Annotated in this window: 31 protein-coding genes; 15 read left to right on the top strand and 16 right to left on the bottom strand. The window is 61.6% G+C overall.

Features of this window, described 5'->3' with window-relative positions; genetic code table 11:
* Positions 1–71 precede the first annotated feature (71 nt).
* Positions 72–1031 carry an agmatinase gene (speB, locus tag V6L75_RS16530; RefSeq protein WP_334252583.1) on the bottom strand — a complete coding sequence of 320 codons (960 nt, stop codon included), beginning with the start codon at positions 1029–1031 and terminating at the stop codon, positions 72–74.
* A gap of 239 nt (positions 1032–1270) precedes the next feature.
* On the opposite strand from speB, the gene guaD reads away from it, so the two are divergent.
* Complete coding sequence (gene guaD, locus V6L75_RS16535; RefSeq protein ID WP_334252584.1) at positions 1271–2584, top strand: guanine deaminase; 1314 nt, start codon at positions 1271–1273, stop codon at positions 2582–2584.
* Between the two features lie 496 nt (positions 2585–3080).
* On the opposite strand, the gene V6L75_RS16540 is transcribed toward guaD, so the two are convergent.
* From V6L75_RS16540 to V6L75_RS16560, 5 genes are all read right to left on the bottom strand, one after another.
* Positions 3081–3998: a hypothetical protein gene (locus V6L75_RS16540; protein WP_334252585.1), complete on the bottom strand. Its 918-nt coding sequence runs from the start codon at positions 3996–3998 to the stop codon at positions 3081–3083.
* A 282-nt stretch (positions 3999–4280) separates the two neighbouring features.
* Complete coding sequence (locus V6L75_RS16545) at positions 4281–5384, bottom strand: hypothetical protein (RefSeq protein ID WP_334252586.1); 1104 nt, start codon at positions 5382–5384, stop codon at positions 4281–4283.
* Between the two features lie 487 nt (positions 5385–5871).
* On the bottom strand, positions 5872–6345 hold the full coding sequence (gene rpsI, locus V6L75_RS16550) for a 30S ribosomal protein S9 (protein ID WP_019966502.1): 474 nt from the start codon (positions 6343–6345) through the stop codon (positions 5872–5874).
* Between the two features lie 2 nt (positions 6346–6347).
* A complete protein-coding gene (rplM, locus tag V6L75_RS16555) occupies positions 6348–6812 on the bottom strand; it encodes a 50S ribosomal protein L13 (protein ID WP_019966501.1) in 465 nt (154 codons plus the stop codon).
* Positions 6813–7017: 205 nt separating this feature from the next.
* The gene (locus V6L75_RS16560) at positions 7018–7452 is read right to left on the bottom strand and encodes a PaaI family thioesterase (protein ID WP_334252587.1); all 435 of its coding nucleotides are present in this window, start codon (positions 7450–7452) and stop codon (positions 7018–7020) included.
* Between the two features lie 119 nt (positions 7453–7571).
* On the opposite strand from V6L75_RS16560, the gene V6L75_RS16565 reads away from it, so the two are divergent.
* From V6L75_RS16565 to V6L75_RS16575, 3 genes are all read left to right on the top strand, one after another.
* Positions 7572–7904, top strand: coding sequence for a DUF3088 domain-containing protein (locus V6L75_RS16565; RefSeq protein ID WP_334252652.1), 333 nt, complete (start codon positions 7572–7574; stop codon positions 7902–7904).
* 92 nt (positions 7905–7996) lie between these two features.
* Positions 7997–8821 (top strand): enoyl-CoA hydratase, encoded by an 825-nt coding sequence (locus V6L75_RS16570; RefSeq protein ID WP_334252588.1) that lies wholly within the window; start codon positions 7997–7999, stop codon positions 8819–8821.
* Positions 8822–8823: 2 nt separating this feature from the next.
* The gene (locus tag V6L75_RS16575; protein WP_334252589.1) at positions 8824–9252 is read left to right on the top strand and encodes a CoA-binding protein; all 429 of its coding nucleotides are present in this window, start codon (positions 8824–8826) and stop codon (positions 9250–9252) included.
* A gap of 59 nt (positions 9253–9311) precedes the next feature.
* Here the strand turns inward: V6L75_RS16575 and V6L75_RS16580 are convergent, their stop codons facing one another.
* Entirely contained in the window at positions 9312–9743 is a 432-nt protein-coding gene (locus V6L75_RS16580) for a CBS domain-containing protein (protein WP_334252590.1), read from the bottom strand.
* Between the two features lie 135 nt (positions 9744–9878).
* A complete protein-coding gene (locus tag V6L75_RS16585; protein WP_334252591.1) occupies positions 9879–10652 on the bottom strand; it encodes a rhomboid family intramembrane serine protease in 774 nt (257 codons plus the stop codon).
* A gap of 454 nt (positions 10653–11106) precedes the next feature.
* Between V6L75_RS16585 and V6L75_RS16590 the strand changes: the two genes are divergently transcribed.
* The 3 genes from V6L75_RS16590 to V6L75_RS16600 all read left to right on the top strand — a co-directional run bounded on the left by V6L75_RS16590 (position 11107) and on the right by V6L75_RS16600 (position 13645).
* Positions 11107–11751 carry a PAS domain-containing protein gene (locus V6L75_RS16590; protein ID WP_334252592.1) on the top strand — a complete coding sequence of 215 codons (645 nt, stop codon included), beginning with the start codon at positions 11107–11109 and terminating at the stop codon, positions 11749–11751.
* 97 nt (positions 11752–11848) lie between these two features.
* A complete protein-coding gene (locus tag V6L75_RS16595) occupies positions 11849–12505 on the top strand; it encodes a PilZ domain-containing protein (protein ID WP_334252593.1) in 657 nt (218 codons plus the stop codon).
* Between the two features lie 525 nt (positions 12506–13030).
* A complete protein-coding gene (locus V6L75_RS16600) occupies positions 13031–13645 on the top strand; it encodes a transglutaminase-like cysteine peptidase (protein ID WP_334252594.1) in 615 nt (204 codons plus the stop codon).
* A 178-nt stretch (positions 13646–13823) separates the two neighbouring features.
* Here V6L75_RS16600 and V6L75_RS16605 read toward each other — a convergent pair whose 3' ends face one another.
* Complete coding sequence (locus tag V6L75_RS16605; RefSeq protein WP_334252595.1) at positions 13824–14351, bottom strand: gamma carbonic anhydrase family protein; 528 nt, start codon at positions 14349–14351, stop codon at positions 13824–13826.
* Positions 14352–14379: 28 nt separating this feature from the next.
* Positions 14380–14709 carry a DUF6949 family protein gene (locus V6L75_RS16610; RefSeq protein ID WP_334252596.1) on the bottom strand — a complete coding sequence of 110 codons (330 nt, stop codon included), beginning with the start codon at positions 14707–14709 and terminating at the stop codon, positions 14380–14382.
* A gap of 222 nt (positions 14710–14931) precedes the next feature.
* Between V6L75_RS16610 and V6L75_RS16615 the strand changes: the two genes are divergently transcribed.
* Complete coding sequence (locus V6L75_RS16615; protein ID WP_334252597.1) at positions 14932–15645, top strand: hypothetical protein; 714 nt, start codon at positions 14932–14934, stop codon at positions 15643–15645.
* A 137-nt stretch (positions 15646–15782) separates the two neighbouring features.
* Here the strand turns inward: V6L75_RS16615 and V6L75_RS16620 are convergent, their stop codons facing one another.
* Both V6L75_RS16620 and cysE read right to left on the bottom strand, forming a co-directional pair.
* Entirely contained in the window at positions 15783–16007 is a 225-nt protein-coding gene (locus tag V6L75_RS16620; protein WP_050472757.1) for a DUF3126 family protein, read from the bottom strand.
* 117 nt (positions 16008–16124) lie between these two features.
* Positions 16125–16958 (bottom strand): serine O-acetyltransferase, encoded by an 834-nt coding sequence (cysE, locus tag V6L75_RS16625; protein ID WP_334252598.1) that lies wholly within the window; start codon positions 16956–16958, stop codon positions 16125–16127.
* Positions 16959–17121: 163 nt separating this feature from the next.
* On the opposite strand from cysE, the gene V6L75_RS16630 reads away from it, so the two are divergent.
* A complete protein-coding gene (locus V6L75_RS16630; RefSeq protein ID WP_334252599.1) occupies positions 17122–17925 on the top strand; it encodes an enoyl-CoA hydratase in 804 nt (267 codons plus the stop codon).
* A gap of 107 nt (positions 17926–18032) precedes the next feature.
* On the opposite strand, the gene V6L75_RS16635 is transcribed toward V6L75_RS16630, so the two are convergent.
* Positions 18033–18920, bottom strand: coding sequence for an alpha/beta fold hydrolase (locus tag V6L75_RS16635; RefSeq protein WP_334252600.1), 888 nt, complete (start codon positions 18918–18920; stop codon positions 18033–18035).
* Positions 18917–19669, bottom strand: a complete 753-nt coding sequence (locus V6L75_RS16640) for an alpha/beta fold hydrolase (protein WP_334252601.1) — start codon at positions 19667–19669, stop codon at positions 18917–18919. Before V6L75_RS16640 ends, V6L75_RS16635 begins: the two co-directional genes overlap by 4 nt.
* A 228-nt stretch (positions 19670–19897) precedes the next feature.
* Between V6L75_RS16640 and V6L75_RS16645 the strand changes: the two genes are divergently transcribed.
* The 6 genes from V6L75_RS16645 (at position 19898) to V6L75_RS16670 (ending at position 24203) form a co-directional block, all read left to right on the top strand.
* On the top strand, positions 19898–20143 hold the full coding sequence (locus V6L75_RS16645) for a zinc-finger domain-containing protein (protein WP_334252602.1): 246 nt from the start codon (positions 19898–19900) through the stop codon (positions 20141–20143).
* Between the two features lie 79 nt (positions 20144–20222).
* Complete coding sequence (locus V6L75_RS16650) at positions 20223–21413, top strand: FAD-dependent monooxygenase (protein ID WP_334252603.1); 1191 nt, start codon at positions 20223–20225, stop codon at positions 21411–21413.
* Between the two features lie 84 nt (positions 21414–21497).
* Positions 21498–22247 (top strand): competence/damage-inducible protein A, encoded by a 750-nt coding sequence (locus V6L75_RS16655; protein WP_334252604.1) that lies wholly within the window; start codon positions 21498–21500, stop codon positions 22245–22247.
* A gap of 16 nt (positions 22248–22263) precedes the next feature.
* Positions 22264–22773, top strand: a complete 510-nt coding sequence (gene gpt / locus V6L75_RS16660; protein WP_019966479.1) for a xanthine phosphoribosyltransferase — start codon at positions 22264–22266, stop codon at positions 22771–22773.
* 167 nt (positions 22774–22940) lie between these two features.
* Entirely contained in the window at positions 22941–23348 is a 408-nt protein-coding gene (locus V6L75_RS16665; protein ID WP_334252605.1) for a hypothetical protein, read from the top strand.
* Between the two features lie 108 nt (positions 23349–23456).
* Positions 23457–24203: a L,D-transpeptidase gene (locus tag V6L75_RS16670; RefSeq protein ID WP_334252606.1), complete on the top strand. Its 747-nt coding sequence runs from the start codon at positions 23457–23459 to the stop codon at positions 24201–24203.
* Between the two features lie 127 nt (positions 24204–24330).
* On the opposite strand, the gene sfsA is transcribed toward V6L75_RS16670, so the two are convergent.
* Both sfsA and V6L75_RS16680 read right to left on the bottom strand, forming a co-directional pair.
* Positions 24331–25032, bottom strand: a complete 702-nt coding sequence (gene sfsA / locus V6L75_RS16675) for a DNA/RNA nuclease SfsA (RefSeq protein WP_334252607.1) — start codon at positions 25030–25032, stop codon at positions 24331–24333.
* 11 nt (positions 25033–25043) lie between these two features.
* A complete protein-coding gene (locus V6L75_RS16680; RefSeq protein WP_334252608.1) occupies positions 25044–26492 on the bottom strand; it encodes a TrkH family potassium uptake protein in 1449 nt (482 codons plus the stop codon).
* Between the last annotated feature and the right edge of the window lie 49 nt (positions 26493–26541).

Genomic DNA, 26541 nt, shown 5'->3' on the forward strand with positions numbered 1-26541 from the left:
GCCCGCCCCCTGAGGCAGCTGCGCAGCACCAGGCAGCCCGGCGTGAACCGCCGCCAGGCCATGGCCTCCCCCTACCCCTGCCGCTTCTTTTCGGCCAGCAGCCCGAGATAATGCTGTGCCACGCTGGCACCGGCGATGGAGGTGATGTCGGCATGGTCATAGGCAGGCGCCACTTCCACCACGTCACCGCCAACAAAATTCAGCGGCCCGAGGCGGCGCAAGATCATCAGCGCCTCGCGGGAGGTGAGCCCGCCCGCCACCGGCGTGCCCGTACCCGGCGCAAAGGCCGGGTCCAGGCAGTCGATGTCAAAGGTCATGTAGGCCTTGGCATCACCCACCCGGTCGCGGATCATCTCCACCACGCCATTGACGCCGAGCAGTTCGACTTCCTCGCCGTAGAGAATTTCAAGGCCGCAGGTTTCCGGCGCATGGGTGCGGATGCCGATCTGGATCGACTTGTCCGGATCGATCAGCCCCTCACGCACGGCGCGGCCCGTAATGGTGCCGTGGTCGATGCGCCCGCCATCATCCGGCCAGGTGTCCTGATGGGCATCAAACTGCACCAGCGCCAGAGGCCCATGCTTGGCCACATGGGCCCGCAGCAGCGGCAGCGTGACGAAGTGGTCGCCGCCGATGGAGAATAGATGCACGTCCTGATCCAGAATCTCGCGCGCCTGCGCCTCGATACAGGCCGGGATCTCGGCGTTGCGGCCATAATCGAACGACACGTCGCCGTAATCCACCACGGCCAGCCCCTCGAACGGGTCGGCGTGGAACGGATATTGCGGGTCGCCATCAAAGATCGCCGAAGCACGGCGCACGCCCTGCGGGCCAAAGCGGGCGCCGGGACGGTTGGACACTGAGGCATCAAAGGGGATGCCCAGCACCGCCGCATCCACGCCCGCAAGATCGCGGCTGTAACGCCGGCGCATGAAAGAAAGCACACCGCCATAAGTGGGCTCATGCGAGCCGCCGGTCACGCTCTTGCCGAACACCGCATTATCGGTCGGACGGGGACGCTTGAAAGACATGGGAACTCCGGAAAAGTCTAAAACATGGGGCAGTATCCCCGCGAACGCGACCCTAGCCCAGCCATTCGGGAAAACAAGAGGCCTTGCGGGGGCATCCAGATATCTTCGTGTGCCAGGCAGCCTTCAGGCGCGCCGCTCATGCCCTTGTGCCGCCCCCTGCCCCTCATTAGAAAGGAAAGGTTTGGCGGCTGGCAGGCATCTGCCCCGTCCTTGCTGCCCGCACACAGGAGATCAGACCCTTGCCTCAGTCCCCCACAAAGCTGCTGCGCGGCCGTACTGTTTCGTTTCTGCGCCGTCCCATGGGTGCGGGCGATGAGGAGGCTCTGGAGGCGCATGAAGATGGAGGGCTCCTGATCGAGAACGGGCTGATCACCGCTGCGGGTGATTTCGCCGCTGTGGCCGCAAAGGCGCCGGAGGGGACGCCCGTCACCGACCATCGCCCCCACCTGATCCTGCCGGGCTTCATCGACACACATCTGCATTTCCCGCAGGCGCAGGTGATCGCCTCCTGGGCGGACCAGCTGCTGGACTGGCTGAACGACTACACGTTCCCCGCCGAACAGCGCTTTGCGGACAAGGCCCATGGTGCGCGCATCGCCCGGACCTTCTACGACACGCTCATCGCCCACGGCACCACCACGGCGGTGGCCTATTGCTCCAGCCACCCCAATTCGGTCGAGGCCTATTTCGAGGAGGCGGAGCGGCGCGGCATGCGCATGCTGGGCGGCAAGACCATGATGGACCGTAACGCCCCCGCCGCCCTGTGCGACACCGCCCAGAGCGCCTATGACGACAGCCGCGCCCTTTTGGAAAAATGGCACGGACGGGGCCGCGCGCTTTACGTCATCACCCCGCGCTTTGCCATCACCTCCACGCCGGAACAGCTGGAGGCGGCCGGCACGCTCCTGCGCGAATTTCCGGACTGCCACCTGCAGACCCACATCAACGAAAATCTCAACGAAATCAGCTACACGCTGGAGCTCTACCCGCAGGATGCGGACTATCTTGCCATCTACGAGCGCTATGGCCTTCTGAGCCGCAAGACCCTGCTCGGCCACTGCATCCACATGAATGACCGGGAGCTGGCCGTGATGCGGGAGACGGGTTCGGTGGCCGTGTTCTGCCCCACGTCAAACCTCTTCCTCGGCAGCGGCCTGTTCGACAAGGCGCGCTTGGACAGCGCGGGTGTGCGCACCGCCATCGCCACGGATATCGGCGGTGGCACATCCTATTCCATGCTGCGCACGCTGGATGAAGGCTACAAGGTGCTGCAACTCCAGCGCCAGCGCCTCCACCCCTATGAGACCTTCTACTGGGCCACCCGCGGCAACGCCGAAAGCCTGTCTCTCGCAGACAGGATCGGCACGCTGGAACCCGGCACGGAAGCCGACATCATCATCCTCAACCCCGCCGCCACCCCCGAAATGGCCCTGCGCGCCGAAACCGCCCGCTCCCTGGCGGATGAACTCTTCATCCTGCAGACCCTGGGCGATGACCGGGCGGTGGTGGAGACCTATGTGGCGGGCGTGGGGATGAAGGGGGGAGCAAGCTAGATTTAAAGCGCGGGACTGTCAGGTGACTATCATCTCTTTACAACCAGCAGGATAACACAACCACTCCCCAAAGCTGCCGCGTTGAGGCCGTGCGTCCCAAACAGGTCCCGGCACAAGGCCGGGACGGCGCGATGGAGGGGTTGGGCAGGCGTCCCCAACATGCGGGCATCCGGCACTTTGCCGTAGTGAACGCACCGCGTTTCGTTGCATGGCTGTGACGGGGATAGCGGATGCAGATCAAAGGTTGTGATATGGGTTTCCCAGCGCCTGCCCGCTCTCCGCGCCGCCCCGGCCTTGTGCCGGGGTCTGGTCCGTTTCCTCAGGCTCTCCGCTAACCTCCCGCAATGTTTTGTCAGAACAAGCGGCAGCCAGAAGGCGGAAGGCTCTGGGAGGCGCGGCAAACGGTAGAAAGGCACCGCCCCAGGAATGCCAAACCACAGCTCAGGCTCCAGATTACTGCCAACTCTCGATGTGCCGAACTCATTGAGAGTTGAAATCACTCCCCGAGGAGCCAGCCTTGGCCGAGTGCAAAATCGAGGCGGCGCTGGTTGATTGGGCCAAGCGGGTCCTCCTGCAGCTCGAACAGGTGAATGTCGCCGGCCCTGTCGTGGTGATAGGCCCATTGGCGGCGAAGATAGGCCTTCAGGAACCTGGCATTCTGGGTGCGGCCATCGATCAGGATGATGCAGCCCGGCTCAAGAAAAAATTCCATCCGCAGAATGTCAGCCGACATCGGCATGCGTTCGGCACTTGCGATGGAGAAGCCATTGATGCTGGCGGTCGTGGCAAATTGCGAAGGACCATCAAGGTAGATCAGGTCAGGCGCTACATTGGGCAACAGGGTGTAAACCGTCGCAAAGCGGTTGTCGTGGGTGATGAGATCCACGCTGCTGCGCTCGACCGTGGCATAGGGAGACAGGCCTAATCCCAGCCGCTCACACGTAAGCGCCTGAAAGCGTTGCTCTTCCTCGACAGAATGAACATGGAAGGGCTGCTGCGTGCGCAGATTGCGCGAGGCCCAGTCATGAAAATGTCCATGCAGGAGACGCATTGCATGGGCAAGAACGACCGTGCTGAAGCCACTGCCAAACTCAAGCACCGACAGGCTGCGCCGCCGCAAGGCCAGCCAATGAAGGCGGCAGAGATCCCCCAGAACCGGGCCCAGCGGATGCGCCTTCTGCACCCCGTCCCGCACTTCGCGCAGCGGATCATCCCCTTCCTCACCGGCATCTGCGCAAGAAAGACATGGCCATAAATCCAGGGCATCTGCATAGGCCCTGGCACGCTCCGGAGTGTTGAAGTCCTCCAGATGGAAGGAAGCCACAAGGGCCTCGATGGGAGCAAAATCCGGCGAAATGGCAGCGGGTGCATTCTGCGGATCCAGATGCAGGACAGGTCTCGGCAGATTATGCAATCTTTTCACTCCCTCTGAAGCCGCCGGTCACCACGTGGGGTAAAAGGCCGTCTGAACCATGACCATGAAAGACATCGGAATGACCAGAGTGTCTTCAGAAAGGCACGAGATCATTGTCTATCCAAACAGAAACCGTGCCGCTCCAGATCTTTTACCCTTGCACACGCGCTCTGTCAGCCTTACGGGCTGAGCCCGCCTCAAAACGCGGCACTGTCAGATGAATACCATCTCTATACATACTATGAAAAATTAAGATGTTCATAGCACTCATCCGAAGCTCAATCACATAATCTCGATTGCATGCATTGTCGGGCGATCAAGATCTGCATCCTGCTTGGTAACATATAACCTTGAAAGATCAGCCATTTCAGAAATATTATTCCCTGCCCAGTAGACCAAGGAAGTTGTTGGGGGACTTCTCATCTCTATCGGGTGGAACAAATGTGGAAACTGGAAACAAAGGTCATCATTGATCGAGAACCATCCACCAGCGAGCATGAACCGATAAATGCGACTTGCCGTACAGTAAAAGTCAATCACATCAAAATCATGATCCCTGGCATAGGACTCGATGAAACTCAGGGCTGAGGGAACTGCATCATCGCAGCCGAACAAATCCATTACATGCAAGATCTTAAAATCAGAGACTGCCTTTTCCTCACGGAAAGCCAAAAAACACTTTGCAGACGAACCTTTCTCGGGATTTTCTACAGAATACTGGCGATACTCAAAGTACGGATGACTATCATACCTCCAATTCCTATGGACTTTATCCCTTGAAAAGAGATTGAGCCCCTCTTTCGCAAGCAAGAATGCATCATCAGCATCATCAAGAACCGATTCCTTGGCCACGAAGTTGTTCTTAGGTTTAAGTTTCCAGTTATCTATCAGGTTCACAGCCAGCTTAGAGTACACTGAATGCGCCTTAAGAGGCTCAAAGTTAATAACCTTAACAAATCTAGGTATGCTCCTTAGATATCGAAAGCCAGACCTCATATAGATCGGCAGGGCAGCATCACTTATACCCATGCCAATAAGAATTTCGAAATTATCTTTAATGAATTCAATGATACGCGCACCAATTCCTGATCCTGCGGCTTTGTCACTCACAATCCAGGTCGTCAGCTCCGCACCTCGGAACGTTTCTTTATTGAGAATAAAGTCCCTTTTATTGAGACCCATTATTCCAAGAATACTTCCATTCTGATCATCATACGCGATTACACAGTGATCTTTGTTTTCGTTATTTGGCGCCTCAACAAACTGCCACTCATAAAATTTCTTGTCAGATAGCGCGATCTTTCGCTTCCAATTTTCTGCGTAAAATCTTCTGGTATCCTCACCGTCGACGGGAAGGCGGCTCACAAAATCTATCTTGATAGCCATAACTTTTCCCCGGCCCTTTGAACAAAACGCACCCAAGATCGCTCAGAAACACTATAGTTTCGCAAGCCCAGCTTGAGCAACATCTGGCGCCTCAGCTGCATAGGCATTGCCCCCTGCTCTGAACAGGCCGCTTTCGCTAGAACCTCGCAGCATCTGTCAGCCTCACAGGCTGAAACCGCAAGATGCAGGAAGACTGAGCAAGCCCTTCATCAGCTATCGCCCGGCCATGACCGCGCGGTGGTGGAGCCGTTGGTGGCGGGGTATGAGGTCAAGGAACCTTCAGCCTCTCCATCGTCCCCCTCGGCCTTGTGGCGGGTTCTGTGCAAGTCAATGACTGATACCAAGGCTTTCGATGCGGACGCATCACACCTTGAAATGCTCAAGCGCCGCCGGTCATGACAAACGGGAGGAATGCTTGCCCCACAAACAAAAAACCCGCCGGTTCGCACCAGCGGGTTCTTTGTTGCTCTTGCAAGCAGCTGAGGGATCAGCGCTTGGAGAACTGGAAGGAACGGCGGGCCTTGGCGCGGCCGTACTTCTTGCGCTCGACCACGCGGCTGTCGCGGGTGATGAAGCCTTCCTTCTTGAGGATGCCGCGCAGTTCCGGCTCGTAGTGGGTCAGGGCCTTGGAGATGCCATGACGCAGAGCGCCGGCCTGGCCGGACAGGCCGCCACCGGTGACGGTGGCAACGATGTCATACTGGCCATCGCGGTTGGTCAGCAGGATCGGCTGACGCAGGATCATCTGCAGAACCGGACGGGCGAAGTATGCCGTGTAGTCCTTGCCGTTGACGGTGATCTTGCCGGTGCCCGGCTTGACCCAGACGCGGGCAATCGCGTCCTTGCGCTTGCCGGTGGCATAGGCGCGGCCATGGGCGTCCAGCTTCTGGACATGAACCGGAGCTTCGACGGCTGCCGAAACGGCGCCCTTCAGCTGGTCCAGGGATTGCAGCTCAGCCATGCTCAAGCCCTCTTCGCGTTCTTTTCGTTGAGGCTCTTAACGTCGACGGTGACCGGCGTCTGAGCTTCATGCGGGTGGGTCGGGCCAGCGTAAACCTTGAGGTTCTTGAGCTGGCGGCGGGAGAGCGGGCCGCCCGGCATCATGCGCTCGACAGCCTTCTCGAGCACGCGCTCGGGGAAACGGCCTTCGATGATGGCGCGTGCAGTACGCTCCTTGATGCCGCCCGGGTGGCCGGTGTGCCAGTAGTACTTCTTGTTTTCGTACTTGCGGCCCGTCAGCACCACCTTGTCAGCGTTGACGACAATGATGTTGTCGCCACAGTCAACGTGCGGAGTAAAGGTCGGCAGATGCTTGCCACGCAGATGGCTGGCGATGTAGGCAGCCAGACGGCCTACGACCATGCCTTCAGCGTCGATCAAGATCCACTTTTTCTCGACCTCAGCCGGCTTGGCAGAGAAGGTCTTCATGTGTCTGATCCGTGAATCGTCGGTGAAACCAGAACGGCGGCTTGGCAGGACAGAGATCCCGCACGGCACACCGTGTGTTCGGGCAGGGTGATACGCGTTCGCCAGCAAACCGTCAAGACGAAACATTTGCATCGCGCTGCGAATTTTCTATATAAATCAACATCTTGCAAAAACGGTAACTGAATACCGTATGAATCTTGCCATTTCAGCCCTGCCGGCGCGGCGGAATCGAGTAGGTGGCGGTGGCATGGGCGGCCATTTCGCCCTCCCCGTCCCCGCAAATGGCGCAATCCACCACGGCGAGCCGCTTGCCGAGCTTGAGAATCCGGCAGGTGGCGATGAGATCCCCCGGCGCGGGCTTCCTCAGGAAGTTGATGTTGAGATTCGTCGTCACCGCCAGCGCCACCGGGCCGATATGGGCAAGGATCACCACATAGGCGGCAAGATCAGCCAGCGCCATCATCGAAGGGCCGGACACCGTGCCGCCGGGCCGCAGGTGCCGCTCGCTGGCAGTGAAGCGCAGGGCAGCAAGCCCCGGCGCAATCTCCACCACCTGGGTGAGCGGTCCGTCCAGATAGATCTGCGGAAATTCGGCCCGCAGAAACGCCTCCACCTCGGCCACTGTCATCACCGGCTGCATGACATCCCCCTTCTCCTTGCAAGGCCACTCTTGCCGGAAACTCAGCCCTTGCCAACCATGAGGCGCATAGCCAAATGACGGAGGCTCGCGCCTGCTGCTGCGGGCAAGGCACGGGAGCTATCATGAAAGACATTCTCTTCCTGCTGCGTCCCGGCTTCACGGACCCGGCCTATCCGGGTGACGTGTTCTATTGCTGGCACTGCGCCCTGATGGAGGGCATCCTGGCCTCATTCCCGGATCTGGCGCAGAAGCTGGATGTGCGCCGCATCGCCTGGCCGCGCCCGCGGGCGGAAGTGGTGGAATTGACCGGCCCTGAAAACCAGAGCCTGCCGGTGCTGGTGCTGACATCCGAACCGGTGGGCCCAAGCGGCGCGCCGCAGTTCATCAATGACAAGGACGAAATCCTGAAAGCCCTCAGCGCCCGCTACGGCTTCCCCCTGCCCCATCCCTGATTGATCCCCAGCCGCCGCACCTTTTGCCTGCTTCCCCGCTGGCCCGGCTGCTGTATGCTCCGGCCACATCGTGACCATGCCGGGAAAGCAGAATGCAGAAGACAGAAGACACCGCCGCAGCCGAACCCCGCCCGCAGATCGGCAAGCTGTTGCACAATGGCGTGCTGCGCCTTGTGCTGCAGCAGCCGGAAAAGATGAATGCCCTGTCGCGGGCGATGATGTGCGCCCTGTCCGCCGAGCTGGAGCTGGCGGCAAATGACCCTGCGGTACGGGTCATCCTGCTGGGTGCTGAAGGCAAGGTGTTCTGCGCCGGCCATGACCTGAAAGAGCTGACGGCGGCCCGCGCCGAGGCAGACGGCGGCCGGGCCACCTATGAAGCCATCATGCGCCAGTGCTCGGACCTGATGCAGCAGATCGTCCGCCTGCCCAAGCCGGTGATTGCCGTGGTGACGGGCGTTGCAACGGCGGCCGGCTGCCAGCTTGTCGCCTCCTGCGATCTGGCGATAGCCACGGACACGGCCACCTTCTGCACGCCGGGCGTCAACATCGGCCTGTTCTGCTCCACCCCCATGGTGGCAGTGAGCCGCAACGCAAGCCCGAAACAGGCCATGGAGATGCTGCTGACGGGGGAAAGCATCGATGCATCGACGGCCAAATCCTTCGGCCTCATTAACCGCATAGTTCCCGGCGACTATCTGGAACAGGTCGTGCAGAAATATGCCGAGGTCATCGCCTCCAAGTCGCCACTGACGCTGAAGATTGGCAAGGAGGCCTTCTACCGCCAGCTCGAAATGCCGCTGGGCGAGGCCTATGACTATGCGGCATTGGTCATGGTGGAGAACATGATGGCCCGCGACGCGGAGGAAGGCATCAATGCCTTCCTGCAGAAGCGCAAACCCGAGTGGACAGGAGAGTGATCATGACGCCACCCTATCCCGACAGCCTGATCCGGCAGATCCTGGAGGAGACCAAAACCATCGCGATCATCGGCGCCAGCGCCAATGCGGACCGGCCCGTGCACCATGTGATGGAATTTTTGATTGATCAGGGCTACGAGGTCTATCCGGTCAATCCCGGCCTTGCCGGCAAGGAGTTGCTGGGCCGCACGGTCTACGCCAGCCTGACGGACATTCCCGTGCCGGTGGATATGGTGGATGTTTTCCGCGCCTCCGATGCTGTTCCGGGCATCGTGACAGAAGCGCTGGCGCTGGCCAGCCTTCCGAAGGTGATCTGGATGCAGCTTGGCATCGAGCACACGGAGGCGGCCGCCAAGGCGGAAGCTGCCGGGCTGACGGTGATCATGAACCGCTGCCCCAAGATCGAGCATCCGCGCCTCTTCCCTGCCTGAGGCAAGAGAGCGGACCGTTACAGCAGCCCCGGCAGTCCTGCCGGGGCCACGCAAAGCTGTTACGCCATGGCGATGTAACTGCGCATCTGCTCGGCTTCCTCTTCCACCTGCGCAATGCGGTGCTTCACCACGTCGCCGATGGAAATGAGGCCTGTCAGCTTGCCGCCGGACACGACAGGCATGTGACGGAAGCGGCCGGATGTCATCCGGGACATGATGCTGTTGAGGGTATCGCCTTCCGAAGCGCTGATCACGGTACGGGTCATCACGGCCGTCACCGGCTTGTTCAGGGCCTCCGGCCCTTCCAGTCCAATGATACGCACGATATCACGTTCCGAAACGATACCCTCAATGTGCCGCTCCGCATCAGTGATCACCACCGCACCAATCCGCTTTTCCGCAAGAAGCTTGCAGATATCACCGGCCGTGGCCGATGAACTCGCCGTGATCACGTCACGGCCTTTGGTATTGAGAATGGAAGCTACTGTCATGCTGCTCTCCCGATAGCTGACGTGGCACCGGTTACCTCCCAGTTCCTCCCGTCGGTAACCTGATGTTCATCATGCCCTCAAAAGCTCAGCGGATGCAAACCCTGCAATGGGCGGAGAGCTTCTCCTAAAGTCACATTATCGCAACCGCCGGACAGGGTCGAAAAAGGGAAAGAGAAGGAACCCGGCCAGGAAACCGCCAGCATGCGCCTCCCAGGCAATATCCCCGGAAGCGCCAAGGAGCTCCCCGCCCGCCACACCGAACAGCAAATTGATGCCGAACCACAGGATCAGCAGATTACGGACGCGGGCATTCCAAAGGACATCACGCAAGGGCGCAACGGGCAGCTCATAGGCCCGCGGATCATTGCGGTTGCCGCCGGCCATGGGACCACCCGGCTGAAAGGCGAAACGGAACACCGCCGCCATTTGCCCGGACACGGCAGCGGAAGCGCCGATCACCGGCACAGCCTCGCCGAAATGCAGGGCCAGATGGACCAGCACGCCGGCGATGGCCGCAACTGCACTCAGGGCGAGAAAACGGACGGTGCCAAGGCGCACCGCCAAGGGCGGCGCAAAGGCAATCATCCAGGCCATGTTCATGCCCACATGCGCCCAGCTGCCATGGAGGAAGGCATAGGTCAGAAACGACCAGGCGTCCGCCGCATACCCGCCCGGCACGAGCCCGGAGCCGAACAGCTCTGCGCTGTACCGGGCAGGCCAGAAGCCAAACAGCACCAGAAGTTCATAATTGGCATCTGCGCTCAGAAACTCCGTGCGGATCAGGTGAACCGCCAGGATCAGACCGGCCAGAACGGCCACCACGGCAGGAATGTTGAAGGCTTTCTGCCGCGGCGGGAGCGGGCCTTGCGGCTGACCACCGGACGGGCCGATCGGCTGGGGCTGGTTCATTTTGACCGGTTCAATCCTGACATCTGTTTCACTTGCGGACATTCAGGATGCCCGGATCATTTCCAGACACTTAAGGATCTGTCCCGGAAAGGCAAGACGAAGACAAGGCGCCCGCTGCCTTGCGGGCAGCGGGCGCCTCATAACCCGTTCCGGACCCCGCACCTGCCGCAAGGCCCGGATAAATGCGCCGCAGTGTGACCGGTCCGGCCATCCGGATCTCTTGCACCTGGCTGCTATCAGCCTGTGCCAAAGCATTTTCAGGAGCAAGCGCAAGCTTGGGGTAACCTTAAAAATCCGTTCAAACTTTAGCAAAGCCGCTGATTTTTTCGCCCGCAGGCCCGTTTGGCATAGTAAATGCTCTGTAACCGGCAGAACCAGCGCAGGCGCGGAGAACTGTCCCAGATAAGGACACGCATGCCGCAGCAGCGCAAAAGTGGCAGAAGGACCGGTCAAAATGAAGCATGGCGTCAACCGTACCCTTTATCAGTATTGGGACGAACTGCGCGGCACCCGCACCGCCCCGAACCGGTCGGAGATCGATCCGGGCCGGATTCGCGGTTTGCTCGGCGATACCTTCATCCTGGAGGCCGTCGATCAGGACACCTACCGCTACCGCCTTGCAGGGACCCGTCTTTGCTCCACCCATTGCCGCGAGCTGAAGGGCCGCAATTTTCTGCGCGGCTGGGGCAATGAGGACCGGGAAGCCCTCGCCTCCGTCATGGCCGCAATCACCGAGGACGCCGCGGCGGCGGTCATCGGCGTGGACGGGCACACCGAGCGCAATCAGGTTCTGAAGATGGAAATGCTGCTGCTTCCCCTGCACATGCCGGGCGAAGGCCGCAGCCGCATTCTCGGCGCCAGCGCCAGCTTCGAGCGCCCCTACTGGCTGGGCCTGCATCCCATTTTGAACCAGTCCATTTCCAGCCTGCGTCTGATCTGGCCCGATGAGCGCCCGTCCTTCCTGACAGGCAGCCCTGCCCCGCGCCGCACAGCTGTTCCGCAGATCATCAATGGCGGGCAGGCCCATCTTGCCGCCCCCGCCATGGAAGGGACAAGACGGGTCGGGCATCTGACGGTCTATGACGGCGGCAAGATCTGAAAGGTCTGGGGCTGATCTTACGCAATGTTAATAGTCCCCACCTATCGTGTCCGTGGAGAACAAGATTCCTCCCGCATAAGATAGGGAAACATTATCCATGACAGCAGCAGAAGCTGCCAGGCCCGCCCACGGTTTGCCTGCCAAGGGTACGGACAGACGCCGTCACCAGCGCGTGAAGGTGAACGTCCTTGGCCGCTTCATGCTGGAGAACCGGCAGGAATATCCCTGTCAGGTCGTCAACATGTCGCCAGGCGGCATGGCGCTCATCGCGCCTGTCGCAGGACGTGTTGGCGAAAAGGTTGTGGCCTATCTTGATCATATCGGGCGGGTAGAAGGAACGATCACACGCGAGACCGACGGCGGCTTTGCCGTGGCGCTGACCAACACCCCGCGCAAGCGTGACAAGATTGCAAGCGTGCTGACCTGGCTTGCCAACCGCAACGAGCTGAACCTGCCGGAAGACCGGCGCCACGAGCGTTTCGTGCCGAAGAACCCGGTCACCCGGATCATTCTGCCTGATGGCACCGCTTACACCTGCCGCATCATCGACGTGTCATTGTCCGGTGTGGCGCTCTCCTGCCCGGCGCGCCCGCCCATCGGCACCGAACTTACCCTCGGCAAAATGCGGGCACGTGTTGTCCGGCATCTGGAAGGCGGCATCGCCCTGGAATTCGCCGTGATCCAGAATCAGGCTCTGCTCGAACAGCATATGGTGCCGGATGATCTGGAGGACGGCAGCAAGCCGCCAGCATAGCGCAAGTCCGGACCGCTCTGCGGTGATGATCCATCGGCGACGGCATTGCCTTCAAGAAGACACCCAAGCAAGTCCCGGCCTGAGGCCGGGATTTTTTTGTGCCGGCAGTGCTGAACCATACCCCTCAAGATCCTCCACAAGGCCCGGCCCCGATCTTGCCGCAGAGTGAGACCTTCACAGAGGGCGGCCGACCAAATACGCCCGGCGGCACAGAAAATCCCCGTATGGTTTCGGCTTTCTTTCCTCGCCAGCACGAGAGGGAAACGGTTTCCGGACAGGCTTCTGAGGAGCCACCCTCCAGCTCCAGCCATTCAGAATCTGAAAATCCACGCTGAAATCATAGACTTGATCAAGATGCATCAAATTTTACTCAAATCAATATAAACCTCGCTTCAAAATCAAATAAAATAAAGAAAAAACTCAAGTCAAATTCAGATAAACATCATGGAAAAAGCAATGCCCTGACTTAGATGCAAATAAAATTGCAGATGCAATGGTGTCGTCAGCCTTGGGGAGGGCGACGACATGAAGATAAAGATCTGGAAACCAATCATCGCATGTGCTGCCTTTGCGGCAGCCATGTATGCCACAGCAGCAAGCGCCAATCCCGGCCGCTATATGGCCATGGCAGGAGCTGCAGCAGCGCCGCAGGGACATCTCGTCTTCTGTAAGGAGAATCCGGCGGCGTGCACTGCCCGCACCAGCAAGCCGGTTGTCGTGAAACTCTCGGAAGAGCGTTTCGAGGAACTGCTCTCGGTGAATGCCGCGGTCAACCGGGAAATCCGTCCCGTGACCGACATGGAACAGTTCGGCGTGCCCGAGTACTGGACCTTTCCGGACAACGGCGTTGGCGACTGCGAGGAATATGTGATCGAAAAGCAGCGCAGGCTGCTCAAGGCCGGATGGCCTGCAAGCGCGCTTCTGATCACGGTGGTGAAAGACATCAACAACGACGGCCATGCGGTCCTGACGGTCCGCACGGATCAGGGCGACCTGATCCTCGACAACCAGATTGAGGCCGTGCTGCCCTGGTATTCGACGCCATACCGTTACGTGAAGCGGCAGGCAACGACATCGGCAGCCACCTGGACAAGCATTTCCGATACCCGCGTCACCACGGTGGCGAGCATCGGAAACTGAGACCTGTACACGCAGGCGTTCCGGGGCGTCCCGGAACCCGACAGAACAGCCCGGCCGCGTCCCCACCCTCCCCATCCCAACCACGGCCGGGTTCAGGGAGCCGGTCCGCCCCCGCGAGACCGGCTCCCGCCTTTTCAGGGGAGCCGTCACGGGCGCAGACCATCAGATCATCAAAGGATCATACGGGCGCCAGTCCGGCCTTGAACCTCTGCCAGTTGCGCACGTAGCCAGCCGCCGATTTGCGCAAGCCCTCTTCGGCCGCCGCATCCAGCGTGCGCGCAACACGGCCCGGCATGCCCACTACCAGCGAATTGTCCGGAATTTCCTTGCCCTCGGGGATCAGCGCGTTTGCGCCCACGATGCAGTTACGGCCAATCTTCGCGCCGTTCAGCACCGTCGCGCCCATGCCGATGAGGGAATTGCTGCCGATGGTGCAGCCATGCAGAATGACCTTGTGGCCGATGGTGCAACCCTCGCCGATGGTGAGGGGATAGCCCATATCCGTATGGAGCACGCAGCCGTCCTGGACATTGCTGTTCTTGCCGACGAGGATCAGCTCATTATCGCCGCGCAGCACCGCGCCGAACCAGACGCTTGCCCCCTCTTCCAACCGCACCGATCCGATCAGAACTGCTGTTGGGGCAACCCAGCAAGCCCCGTCAGCAGCAAGCTCCGGCGTCCGGTCCTCAAGGCGGTAGAGCGTCATGTTTTCCTCCCGGTCTGTCACGCCGGGATCACGACCACGAGTTGGCAAGGCCCAGCGCAAAATGCATCACGATGACACCAGAGCACAGGCTCCACATGCCTGCAATGGTGGAAGAGGCAACCAGCCAGCCCAGCGGCCGCCCTTCCAGCCGGCGTCCACGGATGGCATTGCGCATGATGATAAAGGGCCCGGCGAAGACGCAAACCAGAACAACCCCCAGAATTCCAGGGACACTGTGCGCCGGGATCTGGAAACTAGGTGGCGAGTCGGTAACAAGTTGATAAGCGCTTCCAATCAGGCCCGCTGCAACGAAGCCAGCGCAGCCCATGTAGACGGCAAGCAGCAGTTCAAGAAGCACGGCATTAACCTCTTGTTAACCAACGGGGCGTGAGTCTGTCCTCACGGAGACAGGAGGGGAAGTGCAAACCGCATGCCGGTTTCCGGCGGTCACGAACGGAACAGAAACCAAGCGAATGCAGCAACCATCACAGGTCTGCCCATACCGTTCTGGAACATCTGTCCTGCTTTGGCACGGAAATGCTGACGGCTGCTTGGCGCGCAGAGCCTGCAGGTGGCGGCCATGATGCCGGTCACCCTTCCCAAGGCAACAGGTTACCGGCCGTTCCATTCCGCCCTGATTCTTTCGCTGCTGGTGCTGCTGACCCTTGCCTATATCGCCAAGATGATCGGCGGCTGGATTGAACAAGCCGCCATTCAGGCGGAGCTGCGCACGGCCGAGGCCCGCCCTGTCACGCTTTGGCTTGGCGACCGCAGGGTGGCGATCCCGATGAACATGCTGCCCAAGCCCGAGCAGCGGAAGGAAGGCTCGTTCCACGAGCGGCTGACCCTGGAGGTCAACTGGCCCGGCATGACCGGCTATACGGCCCCCACCGGAAACCGGGGCAACCGGGCCGCTGCGGAAATGCCAATTACCGTGGAACTGATGGCGTCCCGCAAGGTCGAGACCGTCATGGAGCGCATTGACACCACGCTGCGCCGTCTTGCTGCCGGCAAACCCCAGACGGGAAAGGCGGGGCTTTACATGCTCGATATGTCCGGCAAGGCGGGAGCCAGCGAGGATGTCCTCTACTACGAGGATGATGGCACAGGACTTGGAACCGGATTTGCCGCCCGCTGCAGAATGCCAAAGGAAGCCCCGGCGAGCTGCCTGCGCGACATTCGCCTCGCTCCGGATCTTGTGGCCAGCTACCGCTTTGACATGAAGCTGCTCAGCAGCTGGGGCCGGCTGGACCGGAAGATGGGCGCACTTTTCGAGAGTTTCCTGCCGCATTGATGCCAGAACGGCCCCGGCGGCTGGGCAGAGGCTGAAAACAGAAGGGACGCGCCTTGCGGCCTCACGCAGGGCACGTCCCGTTCAGATCAGCTTCAGCAACTGCCGCTTGCCTATGACACCAGCGGCGGCCTGCCGGATCAATCCTCGTCGTCTTCCTCAAGGTCCATCTCGAGGATGGCCATCTGGAAGCTCCAGCTCAGGTCTTCATCCTCGTCATCACGGAAGACAACGCCGATGAACTCGTCGCCGATGTAAACCTCAGCGGAATCGTCCTTCTTCGGACGGGCCTTCACCTTCATGGACGGCAGATTGAACTTGCGCTGCAGATAGGCTTCCAGCTTCTTGATTTCGTCGGCTTTCACGTCTTTCGCTCCTCTCGGGTCCCCGTATTTCACGGGTGCGGAACCTACACGAACAGCGCCGTGAGCCAACCGCCGGAACCGTCTTTCCCCGGAATCCTGGGCTTTCCCACAGGGGGATCACGCGTCAGGCTGTTTGTCCGCCAGCAGCTGGTCCATCGACCGGGCCGGTTCGGCGCATCCGGCCTGGCCCACGACACGAGCCGGAACACCTGCGACGGTGGTGTTGCACGGCACGTCCTGAAGGACAACCGAGCCTGCAGCAATGCGCGAGCAGCGGCCAATTTCAAGATTGCCGAGAACCTTGGCGCCAGCCCCGATGAGCACGCCCTTGCGGATCTTCGGATGCCGGTCACCCTGCTCCTTGCCCGTGCCGCCCAGCGTCACGCCCTGCAGGATCGAGACATCGTCCTCAATGACAGCCGTGGAGCCGACAACAAGCCCCGTGGCATGATCCATGAAGATGCCCCGGCCGACCGGAACCGCAGGATGGATATCCACCTGGAAGATCTCGGAGGACCGGCTCTGCAGGTAGAGAGCAAAATCCTTACGCCCGCGGCGCCACAGCCAGTTGGCGAGCCGGTGGGTCTGCAGGGCGTGGAAGCCCTTGAAGTAGAGCAGCGGCTCCAGCAGCCGGTCGCAGGCCGGATCCCGGTCGAACACCGCCATCATGTCCACGCGGAAGATCTCGCCCAGTTCCGGCTCATCGCTGAGGGCTTCCGAATAGGTCTGGCGGATCAGAGAGGCAGACACCACGTCCCGGCCGAGCCTGTCGCCAAGCCGGTGGATCACGGCATCCTCAAGGCGGCCATGATTGAGAATAGTTTCATAGACGAAGGACGACAGCGCCGGTTCGCCGATGACCATCTTTTCGGCCTCTTCCCGAAGCTGATGCCATACGGGATCATGCAGGCTCACGGTTGACTTGGCCGTCTTCAGAGTGGTGTTCACCATGGCGCGTCTCCTGTCGCAGGCCTTGCGTGCAGCCTCTGCTGCCCCGGACCTGTCATGCCGTTCTCATATAGGCCGGAGCGAGCCATAACAAAGCCCGGCCAAAAGGAAAAGAACTCATCACCGGACGCCGTTCCATCAAGGCGCCATTCAGGGAAGATATCACGTGACGGGACAATCGCACACTCCCCCGCCGGAGCTCGAGATCCGGGTCGAAGGCAGCACAGGCTGGCTGGTGATCGCCAATGAAAAGCGCCGCAACGCCATGACGCTGGAAATGTGGCGCGCCCTGCCCGCTGCCGTATCTGCACTTGAAGCAGAGCGCGATGTGCGCGCGATCATCCTGCGCGGCGCGGGCAGTGAAACCTTCTGCGCCGGGGCGGACATTTCCGAGTTCGGGGAAACCCGCAAGAACGCGCAAGCCGCCCGCGCCTATGAGGATATCAATCTTGCCGCCTTCGAGGCCCTGAAAGCCTGCCGCAAGCCGGTCATTGCCATGATCCGGGGACATTGCCTTGGCGGCGGCTTTGGCCTTGCGGCCAGTTGCGACCTGCGCCTTGCCAGCCAGGGCAGCAGCTACGGCATCCCGGCGGCCCGGCTCGGCATTGCCTATCCTCCGGCCGCACTGATGGATGTGGCAGCACTCATAGGTCCGTCCCGGACACGGGAGCTGATCTTCACCGCCCGGCGCATCGAAGCCGATGAGGCCCTGCACTGGGGTTTTCTCAACCAGCTTCTGGAAGACGATATGCTGGAGACCGAGGCACGGAAACTTGCCGCCACAATTGCGCAAAACGCACCGCTGACCCATGCCGCCACCAAGGCGGCACTCACCATCCCGGCTGGCCACTCCGCCCCCGATCATGGCCGGGCAGAAGCTGCTGCCATCGCCTGCTTTGACAGCGCCGATTTCGCAGAGGGTAGAACCGCCTTTCTCGAAAAGCGGACTCCGGATTTCAAGGGCGTGTGAGCAGCGCTTCAACCGGACAGGCCAAAGATCTGAATCGACTCAGCTTTCGGGCCGCAGTTGAATCAGAATCAGAGCTTGAGCCAAATGGCTCAAGACTCTGATCCGACTCAAGCTTTGGCATCTGCAGCGAGATCCTGCAGGAACTCCAGCAGCGCACCGGTGAAGACGTCATTGCGGTCTCCGGCCACCATGTGCCCGGCACCGGCCACATCGGCAAGGCGCGCATGGGGCACCAGCTGGCGGAACTCCTCGAGGTGCTCCTCGCTGACAAGTTCCGACTGGCCGCCGCGCACAAGCAGCACCGGCAGGGTCAGCCGGGCAGCGGCGGCCACGAGTTCTCCCTCCACCTTTGCCCGCAGGTCTTCACCGCCTGCATGGCGGGCCGCAATGAAGGCCGGGTCCCAGTGCCAGCGGTAACGGCCATCGGGGTGCAGGCGCAGGTTCTTCGCAAGCCCGTCAAGCGAGCGCGGACGCGGCCGGTGCGGCAGATAGGCGGCAATGGCGTCCGCCGCATCCTCCACGGTGGCAAAGCCCTCATCCACCTTCTCGGCCATGAAGTCGAGAATGCGGGAGACGCCGCCTGCATCGACGCGCGGGGTGATATCGACAAGCACCATGGCTTCGAGCCGCCCCGGCGTCTGCGCGCCCTCAGACAGCAGTCCGGCCAGCCCGCCGAGCGACGCACCAACCAGCACAGGCCGGCGGCCATGGCTCTCCGTTAGCTGTGCTGCCACAACGGAGAGGTCCCTGCCGAAGTCGGCAAAATCATAGGCAGCGGAAGCCACCCACTCACTGTCTCCATGGCCGCGCTGGTCCATGGCGTAAGCGGTGAAGCCCGCCTTGGCAAGACGGATACCCGCCCCCGCCCAGGCGTGGCGCGTCTGCCCGCCGCCATGCAGCAGCAGCACCGGCTGGCCGCCCTCTGCGCCGAAGCGGTCAGCTGCAAGCCGGTTTCCTTCAGCACCGGTAAAGCTGATGGCGGCGGGAGCGCTCATGCTGTCTCCGCCAGAAAATCAAGGACGCCCTGCTTGTAGACCTTGTCGCCAACGGCAATCATGTGGTCGCGGTTGGGGATCTCCAGCACCTTTGCGCCCGGGATGAGATCCGCCAGCGCCTGCGGCGATCCGGCAATGTCATCCTTCGTGCCGACGGCCACCAGAACGGGGCGGGCGATGCGGGCGACATCTTCTTCGGAAATCTTCTGCCGGGAGGAGCGGATGCAGGCCGCCAGCGCCCTCTTGTCCGCCCCGGTCTGTTCGGCGAAGGCGCGGAAGGCCCGGCCCGTACGATCGGGAATCGCCTGCAGGCTTTCGGCTTCCAGCGCCCGCGCAATCGGCTCGCCATCCCCGATGCCAGTAATCATGCCATAGCCCATGCCGCCGAAGACCGCCCGGCGCACACGGTCCGGATGGTTGAGCGTCAGGAAGGCGGTGATGCGGGCCCCCATGGAATAGCCCATCACATCAACACTGGAGAGGCCGAGATGATCCAGCAGCCGCCGGGCATCCTCGGCCATCATCGGCGCGCTGTAGTCTGCCGGATCATAGAACTTGCCGCTTTCGCCGTGGCCCCGGTTATCGAGGGCGATTACCCGGCGGCCATCCCTGACCAGAAGATCCACCCAGCCCGGATTGACCCAGTTGACGGCCTTGTTCGAGGCAAAGCCATGGATCAGCAGGATCGGCTCGCCCTCCCCCTCATCAATGTAGGCAATGTCGGCGATATCGGATTTGAAGACGGGCATGCGGAACCTGACGTTTACGTTAAAGGCAGAGACAATTTGTCCGATACCTTAGGCGCAAGATCCGCCGCTTGGAAGTCCCCCGGAATGGCTGATCTGCCTTACGCAGGGACCGGGAACCTGCAGGCCGCCGCTGCGCACGGGAAATCCGCGAAGCCCCCTACACTTTCCGGCGCGGGGGCGGTATGTTCGCGCATCTTTTGACCCGGACAGTAATCTTGGACAGGTGCCATGGCGGATCACGTAGTCCCGCATTTCCAGAACAGCAGCGGCCACGAAAGCGTTGAAATCGGCGCGCATGAATTCATGTGCATCGGCGCAAACCCACCGTTCGATCACCCGCATGTGTTCCTCGACATGGGCGATGAAGACCAGATCGTCTGCCCCTATTGCTCGACGCTCTACAAGTTCAATCCGGCGCTGAAGCCCGCCGAGGCCAATCCGTCGGATTGCGTCTGGGTTCCGGCGGCTGCCTGAATCCTGACCGGTTGACGTTTCTTGCAGCGGCGCCCGGCGGGCTCCGCTGATCCGGCATCCCTTCGGGTCAGGAGCGGTCATGGCGCACCCCGTCATCATAGCCGGAGCGGGCATCGGCGGGTTGACCGCCGCCCTCGCACTGGCTCAAAGAGGTTTTTCCGTCATCCTGGCCGAAAAGGCCGCCTGGCTTGAGGAAGTGGGAGCAGGCATCCAGCTTTCCCCCAATGCCACGCATGTGCTGGCTGCCCTAGGTGTGCTCGACACGGTGCGCAGCCATGCCTTTGAGCCGCAGGAACTGATGATCCGCAGTGCAAGACACGGCGGCACTCTTGCTCATGTGCCGCTTGGCGCCATCGCAGCAAACCGTTACGGCGCCCCTTATCTGCTGGTTCACCGTGCCGACATGCAGCGCACCTTGCTGGACGCGGTCCATGGTATGCTGGCCATTTCCTTGCGTCTGGGCACCCGCGTGTCCTCAGTCTCCGACGAGGGCGGCAAGTTGCAGGTAACGCTGGCACAAGGGTCCAATGCGCCCGAAACGCTGGAGGCCCACGCTCTGATCGGCGCCGACGGCGTGCGTTCCGCGACACGCCAGACAATCCTCAACGGCCCGTCTCCCGTCTTTTCCGGCCGCACTGCCTACCGGGCAACCGTGCCTGCCAGCCTGATCCCTCCGCAGTTCCTCGCCGGTTCCGGCATCTGGTTCGGCCGGAAGGCGCATCTTGTTCACTATCCTTTGCGGCAGGGGCGGGAATTCAATCTGGTCGCGCTGGTGGAGGAAGACTGGGATGCCCCCGGCTGGTCAGAACCGGCGAGCAAGGAAAACCTGCTTCAGCGTTTTGCCGGATGGCCCGAACAGGCCCTGAACCTGCTGCGGCTGCCGGATGAATGGCTCCGCTGGGCGCTACGGGCCGTTGATGCCGGCGGCTCATGGCAGAAAGGCCGCATCGCCCTGCTGGGAGACGCCTGCCATGCCATGCTGCCCTTCGCGGCACAGGGTGCGGCCATGGCCATCGAGGATGGCATGGTTCTCGCGCACCACCTGGCCTCCAGACCAGATCAGCCCGCTGCCGCCCTTCAGGCCTATGTGCGCGAGCGTCAGCCCCGCTCGGCCAAGGTGCAGCAGACGGCGGCAACCAATTCCACCATCTATCACCTAGGTCTGCCCGCCGCGCTCGCCCGCGATACTGTGCTGCGCCTCTCCTCGCCGCAATCGCTGCTGGAAAGGATGGACTGGATCTATGGCTGGCGCCCGCCTGCCCATGCTTGAGCCCGCAGTAAACCTGAGATAAAGCGTTTTTCCCGGCATGGATGCTGTCAGAGAGCCGGGCAAACCCCGGAAAGGCAACAAGCCATGCAGAGCGACAAGCCGGATGACATCGTGACCGCCGCCTTTCTTGTCATTGGCGACGAGATTCTCTCCGGGCGGACCAAGGACAAGAACATCGGCCATGTGGCGGATGTGCTGACCATGACGGGCATTGACCTGCGTGAAGTGCGCGTCGTGCCGGACGAGGAAGACCGTATCGTCGAGGCAGTCAATGCCTTGCGCGCCCGCTACGATTACGTCTTCACGTCCGGTGGCATCGGCCCCACCCACGATGACATCACGGCCGACTCGATCGCCAAAGCCTTCGGCGTCAGCATTGACTATGATCCCCGCGCCATGGCCATTCTCGAGGCCCATTACGCGCCGGGCCAGTTTACGGACGCGCGCAAGCGCATGGCCCGCATTCCGGCTGGTGCCGATCTCATTGAAAATCCCGTGTCCAAGGCGCCCGGCTTCCGTATCGGTAATGTGCATGTGATGGCCGGTGTGCCCAACATCATGCAGGCCATGCTGGACGCGGTGGTGCCCACCTTGCGCTCCGGCCGCAAGATCCTGTCGCGCAGCGTCGACGCCGCCCTGCCCGAAAGCCGCATCGCCGATGCCCTGCGCCAGATCCAGAAAGACCATCCCGAAACGGTGATCGGTTCCTATCCCCGCAATCAGGACGGCCGCTACTCGACCCAGCTCGTGATCCGCGCCCGTGATGAAGACCCCTTGAACCGCGCAACCGAGGCCGTGGAAGCTGCCGTCGCTGCCGCCCTCAGCAATGCCTGAACAGGAAAAGAACTCCATGGAAAACCCGGACCAGCCGAAAGCCTTCCCCGTCTCATGGGACCAGTTCCACCGCGACGCGCGCGCCCTTGCCTGGCGCCTGTCCGGTCAGGGCGAGTGGAAGGCCATTGTCTGCATCACCCGTGGCGGCCTTGTGCCTGCCGCCATCGTGGCCCGTGAACTCGGCATCCGCACCATCGAGACGGTGTGCGTTGCCAGCTACCACGATTACGAGAATCAGGGCTCGCTGCAGGTGATCAAGCCGATCGACCCGCGCGTCATCGGCCTTGATGAGGGCGAAGGCAGCGGCGTGCTGGTCATCGACGATCTGGTCGACACCGGCAAGACCGCCCGCGTCGTGCGCGAGATGCTGCCGAAAGCGCATTTCGCTACTGTCTATGCCAAGCCGATGGGCCGTCCGCTGGTCGACACCTTCGTGACCGAAGTCTCGCAGGACACATGGATCTACTTCCCCTGGGATATGGGCTGGCAGTTCCAGCCGCCGCTGGCCAAGACAACGGCAGGCTGATTGCCTCAAGTCTGAAAAAATGAGGGCGCAGGCAGGTGTCTGCGCCCCAGTTGTATCTGCGCCTTTTTTGCCACACCGGTGCCGCCGTGCAGCGCCTCACCCGCCGGTCACGGCGATTTGCCCTCACCCGCCCCCGCGCTGCCACATTCCCCCTTAATGAGGGGACCATGATGACGGCCCTGAGAGGAAATCTGGCGATTCTGGCGCTCGCACCAGCACTTGTGATGCTGGTGCTGACACTTGCCGTAATGCGCCCGGCGCAAGCCCATTCCGCTTTTGCGAGAGCGGGACTGGTGAGCCTTGAGACCTTTCAACCTGCGCCCTACGGCCTCATTGCCCGCATGGCATCCAAGGCTGACATACCAGACGGCGGGACGCCGGTGCTGCCCGGCCAAGGTGCCCCCTGCAAGATCATGCTGTGCACCGGTATCATGGGCTTTCCCCTGCAAGAGCAGCCGCAGCGCGTGAGCGTGCCCGCAGGAACACTGCTTCTGGCTGCGCCAGCGCCCTATGGCGATCCGCCCGCCCGGCAGGACGACCCGCCCCCAAAGCCCCACTCGTCAAATTTTTCGTGAGAATGGAACGGATTAAGCCCCCGGCAAGTTAAATCGGGGAGCTTGTCGCCAGGAGCCGTGCCCGCGCAGCACAATGCCGCCGGCTCCAGATCAGAATTGAGGTTTTAAATGCTGCTTTCCCGTCGCCGGTTTCTGGTTGCTGCCTCGGCAACTCTTCTTGCCGGCTGTAACTCCCGCTACGTCCAGCCGGTCCCCTCGCCCGGTCTCGCCCGTGATGGCTATGAGGGCGCAGCTCCCTCCTACAGCCGGATTCCGCCGGAATACCTGCAGATGTACGGCCCGATGCCGAACGAGCAGTTCCCGATCCCGGCTGCGGATCTGCGCCGCGTCAAGCCGCAGTTCTTCCGTCAGATCGTGCCCTATCAGAGCGCCGAGCCGACCGGCACCATCATCGTCGACACGCCCAACCGCTACCTCTATCTGACGATGGAAGGCGGACAGGCCATGCGGTATGGCGTGGGCATCGGCCGCGCCGGCTTCACCTGGGGCGGTTCGGCCCGCATCGCCTACAAGCGCGAGTGGCCGAAGTGGACCCCGCCGTCGGAGATGATTGCCCGTCAGCCCGAGCTGGAGCAGTACCGGAACGGCATGGAGCCTGGCCTTGCCAATCCGCTTGGCGCCCGTGCGCTCTACATCTTTGAAGGCGGCCGCGACACGCTCTACCGTATCCACGGCACGGCGGAATACTGGACCATCGGCACCGCCGTATCCTCGGGATGCGTGCGCATGATCAACCAGGATGTGATCGATTTGTATAACCGCGTGCCCAACGGCACGAAGATCGTCGTACTGCAGGCCCCGGAGAGTGCCCCGGTTGCCGGTGGCGCGCAACAGGGCTTCGCCCTGCCGAGCTGAGACCATGGTCCCGGTCCGCTTCGTCATACCAAGGCTCTGAGATGCACACGCATCACGCCTTGAAGATGCTCGAGCGCCGCATGGGCTTGACCAACTCTCGATGAAACGAGCTCGTCGAGGGTCGGTGTCAGGCGCGGATCGCAACCTTGCGGGTGGCGCGGATGAACTCCGGCGTCACCTCGCAGCCGATGGCAAAGGCCTCGACGCCGCCTGCCATCGCCTGCCTGAGGGCCGCAGCATAGGCCGGGTCAATATCGGCGGCAAAATCCAGCTCGCTGCAATCGGGCCGCTGCACCAGATAGACCATCACCGCCCTATGCCCGGCGCGCACCATATCCTCCAGTTCCACCAGATGCTTGGCTCCGCGCGCGGTGACCGAATCCGGGAACTCGGCTAGCCCGGCCTGCCGCATGAGATGGACGTTCTTCACCTCCACATAGGTGAGCCCGCCGCCTGCGTCTTCCAGCAGAATGTCAATCCGCGAGTTCTTGCCGTACTTCACTTCCCGCCGCAGGCTGGCAAAGCCTGAAAGCTCCGGGATGAGCCCGGACAGCAGCGCCTCTTCCACCAGCTTGTTGGGATGGGCCGTGCTGATGCCGACCAGCGCTCCATCTGCCTCGATGATCTCCCAGGACCAGGCGAGCTTGCGGGCCGGATTGTCCGAGCGCGACAGATAGACCAGCGAGCCCGGCGCATTAAGCCCCAGCATGGAGCCGGGGTTGGCACAATGGGCCGTGATCTCCTCGCCGCTGTCCAGCACCACATCCGCCAGAAACCGCTTGTAGCGCTTGACCAGCCGCCCCCGGATCAGAGGTTTGCCGAAGTCCATCCTTGAGCCTTTCAGTTTGCCCAGAAATCGCGGTCGAGCAGCACGAGCACGGTGAGCAGCTCAAGACGCCCCAGCAGCATGGCAGCGCTCAGCACCCACTTGGCCCCGTCCGGCACCGCCGCATAGCTGCCGCCGGGCCCGACAACCGGGCCAAGCCCCGGACCGATATTGGCAATCGCGCTGGCAGCAGCGGAAAACGACGTCATTGCCCCCAGATCGAACACGGAGAGCGCCAGAGTGACTGCGCCGACTGCGCCAATATAGACGATAAGGTAGGACAGAACCGAGAAGGAGAGCTCCGGTGTCAGCCGGGTGCGGCCAAAATATTCCGGCGTCACCCGGTTGGGCCGCACCATCTTGCGCAAATGCGAGCGCACCGTGCCAAAGAACACCTGATACCGGAAGATCTTGATGCTGCCGCAGGTCGAGCCCGTACAGCCGCCGACAAAGCACAGCATCAGGACGAGACCGGCGACAGCACTCCCCCAGGCCTGATAATCGGTCAGCACAAAGCCGGTGGTGGAGGTGATGGACACCACCGTGAAGGCCGCCTTTCTGAAGGCTTCGTGGAACACAAGATCCTGTGTGCCGCCCAGGTGCACGGTCAGGCCCAGTGTCACCACGGCCATGAAAACCAGGAAGGCACGCACCTGCGGATCGCTCCAGAGCTGCAACGGCCGCCCGCGCAGCGTCTGAATGATCAGCACGAAAGGCAATGCGCCAAGAATCATGAAGAAGACAGAGGTCCAGACCACCGCCGGCATCTCCGCAAATGCCCCAAAGGAGGCATCACGCGTCGAGAAGCCACCTGTTGCCACCGTGGTCATGGCATGGTTCACCGCATCGAAGGTATTCATGCCTGCAGCCACATAGGCCAGCGCGCAGGCAAAGGTGAGCAGCAGGTAACAGCCCGCGATCAGCCGGATATGCTGGACAGAACGTGCGACAATCTTTTCGGTGCGGTCGGCCACTTCCGTCTGGAACAGCTGCATGCCGCCAACCCTCAGGAAAGGCAGCAGCACTACGGCCATGATCGCAATTCCGGCGCCGCCCATCCACTGCAGCATCGAGCGCCAGACGAGCAGCCCCGGCGGCAATGAATCCAGCCCTTCCAGAACGGTGGCTCCTGTGGTGGTGAAGCCGGAGACAGCCTCGAACATGGCATCCGCATAGCCGATGCCGAGCCACAGGAACGGCAGCGAACCGAAGGCAGGCAGCGTCACCCAGGCCATCACCGTCAGCACAAAGGTCTGGCGCATGTTCAGCCCCCGGCGCAGCGTGCCGCGCATGGCAAGGGCCAGCAACGTTCCGGCAAGGCTGGTCAGAAAGGCCGAAAAGACAAAGGCCTGCCAGTCTGCATTCTTGCTCGCCACATCCACCATGGCCGGCACCAGCATGGCCGTCGCAAGAGCGGCGTAAAGAAAGCCGAGAACACTCAGGATAGGGCGCAGAGCAATCAAGTCAGGACTTTCCGCCGGAACAACATCACCACCGCCGCATCAGGCATCA

Origin of the sequence: Pannonibacter anstelovis (assembly GCF_036881715.1) — a bacterium.
GTDB lineage: Bacteria > Pseudomonadota > Alphaproteobacteria > Rhizobiales > Stappiaceae > Pannonibacter > Pannonibacter anstelovis.

Excerpts from the sequence above, each read along its gene's own strand:
- V6L75_RS16585 (WP_334252591.1), bottom strand. The coding sequence starts at position 10,652 with ATGAACCAGCCCCAGCCGATCGGCCCGTCCGGTGGTCAGCCGCAAGGC.
- V6L75_RS16600 (WP_334252594.1), top strand. The coding sequence starts at position 13,031 with ATGAAGATAAAGATCTGGAAACCAATCATCGCATGTGCTGCCTTTGCG.
- speB (WP_334252583.1), bottom strand. The coding sequence starts at position 1,031 with ATGTCTTTCAAGCGTCCCCGTCCGACCGATAATGCGGTGTTCGGCAAG.
- V6L75_RS16650 (WP_334252603.1), top strand. The coding sequence starts at position 20,223 with ATGGCGCACCCCGTCATCATAGCCGGAGCGGGCATCGGCGGGTTGACC.
- rpsI (WP_019966502.1), bottom strand. The coding sequence starts at position 6,345 with ATGGCTGAGCTGCAATCCCTGGACCAGCTGAAGGGCGCCGTTTCGGCA.
- V6L75_RS16665 (WP_334252605.1), top strand. The coding sequence starts at position 22,941 with ATGATGACGGCCCTGAGAGGAAATCTGGCGATTCTGGCGCTCGCACCA.
- gpt (WP_019966479.1), top strand. The coding sequence starts at position 22,264 with ATGGAAAACCCGGACCAGCCGAAAGCCTTCCCCGTCTCATGGGACCAG.
- sfsA (WP_334252607.1), bottom strand. The coding sequence starts at position 25,032 with ATGGACTTCGGCAAACCTCTGATCCGGGGGCGGCTGGTCAAGCGCTAC.
- V6L75_RS16635 (WP_334252600.1), bottom strand. The coding sequence starts at position 18,920 with ATGAGCGCTCCCGCCGCCATCAGCTTTACCGGTGCTGAAGGAAACCGG.
- V6L75_RS16575 (WP_334252589.1), top strand. The coding sequence starts at position 8,824 with ATGACGCCACCCTATCCCGACAGCCTGATCCGGCAGATCCTGGAGGAG.
- rplM (WP_019966501.1), bottom strand. The coding sequence starts at position 6,812 with ATGAAGACCTTCTCTGCCAAGCCGGCTGAGGTCGAGAAAAAGTGGATC.
- V6L75_RS16560 (WP_334252587.1), bottom strand. The coding sequence starts at position 7,452 with ATGCAGCCGGTGATGACAGTGGCCGAGGTGGAGGCGTTTCTGCGGGCC.
- V6L75_RS16605 (WP_334252595.1), bottom strand. The coding sequence starts at position 14,351 with ATGACGCTCTACCGCCTTGAGGACCGGACGCCGGAGCTTGCTGCTGAC.
- V6L75_RS16655 (WP_334252604.1), top strand. The coding sequence starts at position 21,498 with ATGCAGAGCGACAAGCCGGATGACATCGTGACCGCCGCCTTTCTTGTC.
- V6L75_RS16580 (WP_334252590.1), bottom strand. The coding sequence starts at position 9,743 with ATGACAGTAGCTTCCATTCTCAATACCAAAGGCCGTGACGTGATCACG.
- V6L75_RS16590 (WP_334252592.1), top strand. The coding sequence starts at position 11,107 with ATGAAGCATGGCGTCAACCGTACCCTTTATCAGTATTGGGACGAACTG.
- V6L75_RS16615 (WP_334252597.1), top strand. The coding sequence starts at position 14,932 with ATGATGCCGGTCACCCTTCCCAAGGCAACAGGTTACCGGCCGTTCCAT.
- cysE (WP_334252598.1), bottom strand. The coding sequence starts at position 16,958 with ATGGTGAACACCACTCTGAAGACGGCCAAGTCAACCGTGAGCCTGCAT.
- V6L75_RS16570 (WP_334252588.1), top strand. The coding sequence starts at position 7,997 with ATGCAGAAGACAGAAGACACCGCCGCAGCCGAACCCCGCCCGCAGATC.
- V6L75_RS16595 (WP_334252593.1), top strand. The coding sequence starts at position 11,849 with ATGACAGCAGCAGAAGCTGCCAGGCCCGCCCACGGTTTGCCTGCCAAG.
- V6L75_RS16545 (WP_334252586.1), bottom strand. The coding sequence starts at position 5,384 with ATGGCTATCAAGATAGATTTTGTGAGCCGCCTTCCCGTCGACGGTGAG.
- V6L75_RS16645 (WP_334252602.1), top strand. The coding sequence starts at position 19,898 with ATGGCGGATCACGTAGTCCCGCATTTCCAGAACAGCAGCGGCCACGAA.
- V6L75_RS16640 (WP_334252601.1), bottom strand. The coding sequence starts at position 19,669 with ATGCCCGTCTTCAAATCCGATATCGCCGACATTGCCTACATTGATGAG.
- V6L75_RS16670 (WP_334252606.1), top strand. The coding sequence starts at position 23,457 with ATGCTGCTTTCCCGTCGCCGGTTTCTGGTTGCTGCCTCGGCAACTCTT.